Source organism: Sphaerochaeta sp. UBA5836, assembly GCF_002432845.1.
Classification (GTDB): domain Bacteria; phylum Spirochaetota; class Spirochaetia; order Sphaerochaetales; family Sphaerochaetaceae; genus Sphaerochaeta.
Genome location: NZ_DJGW01000062.1, coordinates 11167 through 16424, shown reverse-complemented (window position 1 = coordinate 16424; position 5258 = coordinate 11167). Strand labels below are relative to the sequence as shown.

At 51.0% G+C, this 5258-nt stretch carries 6 protein-coding genes; 1 reads left to right on the top strand and 5 read right to left on the bottom strand.

Going from position 1 to position 5258, the window contains the following annotated elements; translation table 11 throughout:
• Positions 1–329 precede the first annotated feature (329 nt).
• Positions 330–1013: a RadC family protein gene (radC, locus tag B3F49_RS05080; protein ID WP_293909441.1), complete on the bottom strand. Its 684-nt coding sequence runs from the start codon at positions 1011–1013 to the stop codon at positions 330–332.
• A 68-nt stretch (positions 1014–1081) separates the two neighbouring features.
• Here radC and B3F49_RS05075 point away from each other — a divergent pair, with 68 nt between their 5' ends.
• Positions 1082–1525 carry a MerR family transcriptional regulator gene (locus B3F49_RS05075; RefSeq protein WP_293909439.1) on the top strand — a complete coding sequence of 148 codons (444 nt, stop codon included), beginning with the start codon at positions 1082–1084 and terminating at the stop codon, positions 1523–1525.
• On the opposite strand, the gene B3F49_RS05070 is transcribed toward B3F49_RS05075, so the two are convergent.
• From B3F49_RS05070 to B3F49_RS05055, 4 genes are all read right to left on the bottom strand, one after another.
• The gene (locus B3F49_RS05070) at positions 1512–2318 is read right to left on the bottom strand and encodes a sugar phosphate isomerase/epimerase family protein (RefSeq protein WP_293909437.1); all 807 of its coding nucleotides are present in this window, start codon (positions 2316–2318) and stop codon (positions 1512–1514) included. The two genes, B3F49_RS05075 and B3F49_RS05070, sit on opposite strands and share 14 nt — an antisense overlap.
• Positions 2315–3658, bottom strand: coding sequence for an ABC transporter substrate-binding protein (locus B3F49_RS05065; protein WP_293909435.1), 1344 nt, complete (start codon positions 3656–3658; stop codon positions 2315–2317). Before B3F49_RS05065 ends, B3F49_RS05070 begins: the two co-directional genes overlap by 4 nt.
• Positions 3659–3660: 2 nt before the next feature.
• A complete protein-coding gene (locus tag B3F49_RS05060; protein WP_293909433.1) occupies positions 3661–4467 on the bottom strand; it encodes a carbohydrate ABC transporter permease in 807 nt (268 codons plus the stop codon).
• On the bottom strand, positions 4464–5258 hold a 795-nt coding region (locus tag B3F49_RS05055; RefSeq protein WP_293909430.1), incomplete at its 5' end, for a carbohydrate ABC transporter permease. The genes B3F49_RS05055 and B3F49_RS05060, both read right to left, overlap by 4 nt.

Below are 5258 nucleotides of genomic sequence, written 5' to 3'. Positions count from 1 at the left end.
ACTATCGGTACCAGGAAGGAAATCCACATCCTCCACAGGAAGGATAAATTGATACCTCCAGTTAAGGATTTTCTGGAACATGCTACCAGGTGGATTATCCATAAAATCCTCTTCTCTGTTCGCTATGAGTATGTTTTGGTAGACACTTTCTTGCAGACAGGAACACGATTTGGAGACACTTTTCCAGTGACTGCGCCCATACTGGTTTACAACTCCGTCCAGCCTTATAGTCCACCTCATATAGCTTGTTTTTAGATAAGAAGAAAACCAGGTGCAACCCCCACTTGAAAAGAGGTGGTTTTATGGCTACGCAGGGGTTGCNNTTCCTTCTAGAACAGATTCCCCTCCAGCATCGACAGAAACCCTTCCTCTCCGAAAATGAGATGGTCCAGGATCCTGATGCCCAGCAAGTCCCCTGCCTGCCTGAGCCTCCTGGTCACATCCTTGTCCTCCATGCTCGGCTCAAGATTGCCGCTGGGGTGGTTGTGGGCTACCACGATGGCGGTTGCTCGTTGTCTCACTGCCTCCGTGAAGACCTCCCTGGGATGAACCAACGTCCTGTTCACCAACCCAACCGAGCAGACATTGACCGACAGTACCTCATGGGCGCCATTAAGACAGATGCTTAGGAAGTGCTCCTGCATTCTTGAAGCATAGTGCTGGATGAGCGGATAGATTTCAGAGGGCGTCGAAATCTGGCGCCGCTTGGGAGGCAGCCGCCTCCTGCCCAACTCCAAAGCAGCTGCAATCAACGTCGCCTTGGCTGTCCCGAGGCCGGGGATGTTCATAAGCTCATCGTTGCTTACGACAGCTTTTCGATCCAGCAGCTCCATCACATCTTTTGCGATGGCATTCACCGTCCGTTCCTTATTCCCGCTCCCGATGAGGATGGCCAGCAGTTCCTGGTCGCTGAGAGCTTCTGCACCGCGCAGGAGCATTCTTTCCCTTGGCCTATCACAAACCGCCATTTCCTTGATTTTCTGTTCCGTTGGATGACTAAAAAGGTATTTCATATACAGCTAAGGCAAAGAAGGTGCCACTTTGCTTGAGCCCTCATGCAAAGTTGTGGTACAAAGCATATATGCAACAAACGTATCGTATCGGAGAACTGGCAAGAAAGTGCAACGTGACCGTCCGCACCATCAGGTACTACGAGTCACTCGGTCTTTTGAAGACCAACCATCGCAGCGATGGAGGGCAGCGCTATTATACCGATGCCGATGTTGTGTACCTGAATCGAATCGCAGAACTGAAGGAACTGGACTTCTCACTCAGCGAAATCAGGACCATCATCCTGATGGGCAGCGAGGACGCTACCGGACAGAAGCGGAGAAACGAGCTGCTTCGTCAGTACCGTAGCAAGCTCAGTGAAGCCTTGGAACGGCAGGCTGCCATCGAAAAACGTGTGGGAGACCTCTCCTGGCACATCCAACAGCTTGAGACCAACGACGATTTCCAACAATGCCCCGGCTTGATGTGCAAGAGTTGCACCTTCAAGGACCGCTGCCGGTTCAGAGAGCTCTAGAAAGCAAGTACTCTCCGACAACCCGAGCCTGCCTCAGGGCTTGGAGCTTCAGATCCAAGGGAAGATGTTGGTTGAAAAACATGCACTCGAAGGTCAAATCGCCATTGTACTTGATCTCGGTCAAAGCCCTGATAACCGCATCCCAATCAATGGTCCCGTAAAAGGGGAGCAGGTGCTCATCCTCTTTCCCCTTGTTGTCGGCAATATGGGTTGCCACCAAGTATCTGCCCATCAGGTGGATATCCTGTGCAAGGTCATGACCTCTTTGGTGGGCATGACCCGTGTCGTAGCAGATGCCGACAGAGGGGGAGCCGAAAGCCTCTGTCATTTCTATAAGCTCTGTGACTTCGGTCATTTCGTCATCGGCATTCAGATTCTCAAAGGCCAAGATGATGTTTTTCTCTTCAGCTTCGTGAACATAGCGTTCATATGCTTGCAAATTTTGCTCAACACCGCCTTTGGTGGGATGAACCACCAAAATCGGTATACCCAGATTATGGCATACCTCCAGCGAGCGGAGAAGCAGCTCTTCAAGGATATGCCCATCGTTACTATAGGGCGCATGAGCTTGGTTGAACGTCAGGGCATGTTGGCCCTTCAAATCCTTCAGCCTTCCCACATACTGTTTCCACCCGCTGCCGGCAAGACTCCCGTTGGGATTGAGCATTTCGCACAGGTTCAAGTCCAGCACCCTGAAGCCCTCCTTGGCATAGAGACCAAGGAGGTGGACCATCTCGGTTTTGCTTCCATCACGGTTGAAGCTTATCAGGTTGGTGCTCGTCGCGATTCTCACTCCTGCTGCATCCTCTGAAATTCGGCAAAGTAGCTGTTGATCTCAGTTTCGAGCTCCTTGCTGGTCTGCTCAGGACTCTTGTTTTCAGTCAGCATCTTGAGAATGCCGCTCTGGAAAGCATAATAAATCTGATAGGCACTGGGGACCCAGAGGCCCTGCAGCTTCGGATTGCTGTCCAGCAACTGCTTTATTGCAACCCCGTAGTGGGGATTGGCCTCTAGATGAGCCTGGAACTCGGGCATTGTATACGTGTCACGGTGAACCGGGAAATAGCCGGTTGCGATGTGCCAGGCGTACTGCTGCTTTGCACTGGTTGCAAACTTTACAAACTCCCAGGCTGCGCTTTCATTATGTGAGCCGTTATTCAAGGCATAGATGGCTCCACCACCGACATTCACCCCTCCGGTAGCCTTTTCATCGACCATTGGGAAGGGAGCGACCCCGACCTCGAATCTATCACCTACCATCGAATGGATGGTGGTCAGATTGCTTGTGGATGCAACAATCATGACGACCCTGCCGCTGGCAAACGCCCCATTGAGGTCACTGGTAAGATTCTCCAAGGAACCTGTTGCATAGAGTGCCTTCCACTTGGTGAGGAAGTTGACCATCGTACCGTTTTCGTGGAACAGCACCTTGGTGGGATTGCCGGTATGGCCGTTCTCAAAATCGGTAATGTAGGAGAGTCCGTTCTGCTGGCCAAGCCACACCATCAACTCATACGTGGTAGGTACATTGGCAAAGCCGTAGCGAATTACCTTTCCCTTGTCGTCGGTCTTCTTGAGTTTCGTCGCCACTTCCGCCAAATCATCGAGGGTTCGTGGAGGGGCGGTAATTCCAACCTCATCGAAGGCAGTTTTATTGTAGTAGAGCAGAATCGTTGAGCTGTTGAACGGCATGGCGATCATTTTCTGCTTGTAGGTGATGGAAAGCCGAGCCGCTTCCATAATCTGTGAAAGGTCATACCCGTCGGCTTTTGCCAAGTCTTCCATGGCGATCAAGTTGGGGTTGTCACGGATGTCAAGGACGGCAGACCCGTCAAGCTGAACCAGATCGGGTAGGTCGCTGGTATCGGAAGACTGCCAAATAGCTTTTGCCTTGGTCAATACATCGTTGGCTTTTCCTTGGTAGACAGCTTGGACTTGGATGTTCTTCTCTTTGCCGACGGTGTTGTTGAAATCATCAACGAGTGTTTCAGCGGCTTTGCCGGCAAGACCGCTGTTTGAATGCCACCAGGTGATGGTTGTTACCGCATCACGTTGGGTTTCTGTTTGACCAAGGGCGGCCAGACTCTGGGTAGCCAAGAGGACTAGTACTACATAGATGATCAATCGTTTCATGGTTATCTCCCTGCAAAGCGTGTACTCACGCTGGTTTGGATTGGTTTATGCATCGCAATGAAGGCGATGAGAATCGGGGTTATCAACAAGGTTATAGCGGCAAACTGCGGACCATAATCGAGATTCTCGGAGAACCCGAGCATCGTCAGACCCACCTGGACTGTTCTCATGCTCTCCTTGTTGGTGACCAACAAAGGCCAGAGGTAGTCATTGAAAATGGTACTGAAACTATGGATGGCCAGCGTGATCACCACAGCCTTGCTGATGGGAATCAAGAGGGTGGTAAGAAAGCGGACATCGCTGCAACCTTCGATGAGTGCGGCTTCCCGGTACTCGCTGCTCACAGTCTTGAAATATTGGCGCAACATGAAAATATGGGTGGGTGCAAGCAGCGTGGTGCTTATGATTCCCACATACGTGTCGGTCAGCCTCAGCGACCTGATGGTCGAATAATTGGCTAACAGGAGCGCATCCGAAGGAAGGAGCATGGTTGCCACAATCAATACAAACAATACATCCCGTCCCTTGAAGGTGAAGAAGGAGAAGGTATATGCGGCGAGAATGCTGATGACCATTCTCAGTGCTGTACCCAAGGATGCCGTTACCAAGGAGTTTGCCAAGAACTGCTCGAGGTTCGACTCCTTGAAAGCCCGGTAATAGTTCTCAAGCGTGGGACGTGAAGGCAAAAGCCTCGCCGGAATACTGGTGAAGTCGGTATAGGTGAAGAACGAGGCGCTGATGGAGTAGAAAATGGGGAAGACTACTATCAGCGAAAAGACTGTTGCAACGAAGGCTGTTACTTTTTTCATTGGTAGTACACCCTCCTTCGTTCCAAGTGGAGCAATAAAAGCAGGACGGTAAAGGTAAGAAGAAACACCACCGTGGCAATTGCCGATCCCATGGCGTAGTTTCCGCTCTTGAAACCTTCCAGGTACATTTGATAGACCAAGGTCTGGGTGGAACGGAAGGGTCCGCCCTCGGTGAGAATCAAAACCGGGGAAGAGATGAGCATCGCATCCTTGATATTGGTCATCAGCACAAAGACAAACGTTGGAGCGATGAGGGGGGCTTGGAGATACCGAAATACTTGGAAGCCGTTCGCCCCTTCAATCGTGGCTACTTCATGCAGTTCCGAAGGAACGTTTCGCAATGCGGCTTGCAGCAACAGGAAGTTGAGTCCGATATCCAGGTAGACTCCGGCGATAACCAGCAGGGCCATGGCAGCCCTCTTGTCATTGAACCACTGGATATCGGTATTGAACAGCTGGTTTATGATGCCGATGGATGGGTTGAACATCATTTTCAGAATCATCATGGAGCTGGAAAGTCCGACTGCCATGGGCAGGAAGAAAAACACTTGATTGAGCGTAGCCAACCTGCCTTTTCTATTGGAGAGCAGGGCGGCCCCCAGACATACGATCAGATTGGTGGGAACGAAATACAGGGTGAATCGAAGAGTGTTTGATAAGCTTGCTTGGAAGGATTGGTTGGCGAACAACCGCTGATAATTCTCCAGCCCTACAAAGGAGAGTCTTTGGCCTTGAAGGGAGACTGTATGAAGGCTGTTGAGCAAGGTAAGGATGAAGGGACGATATGCAAA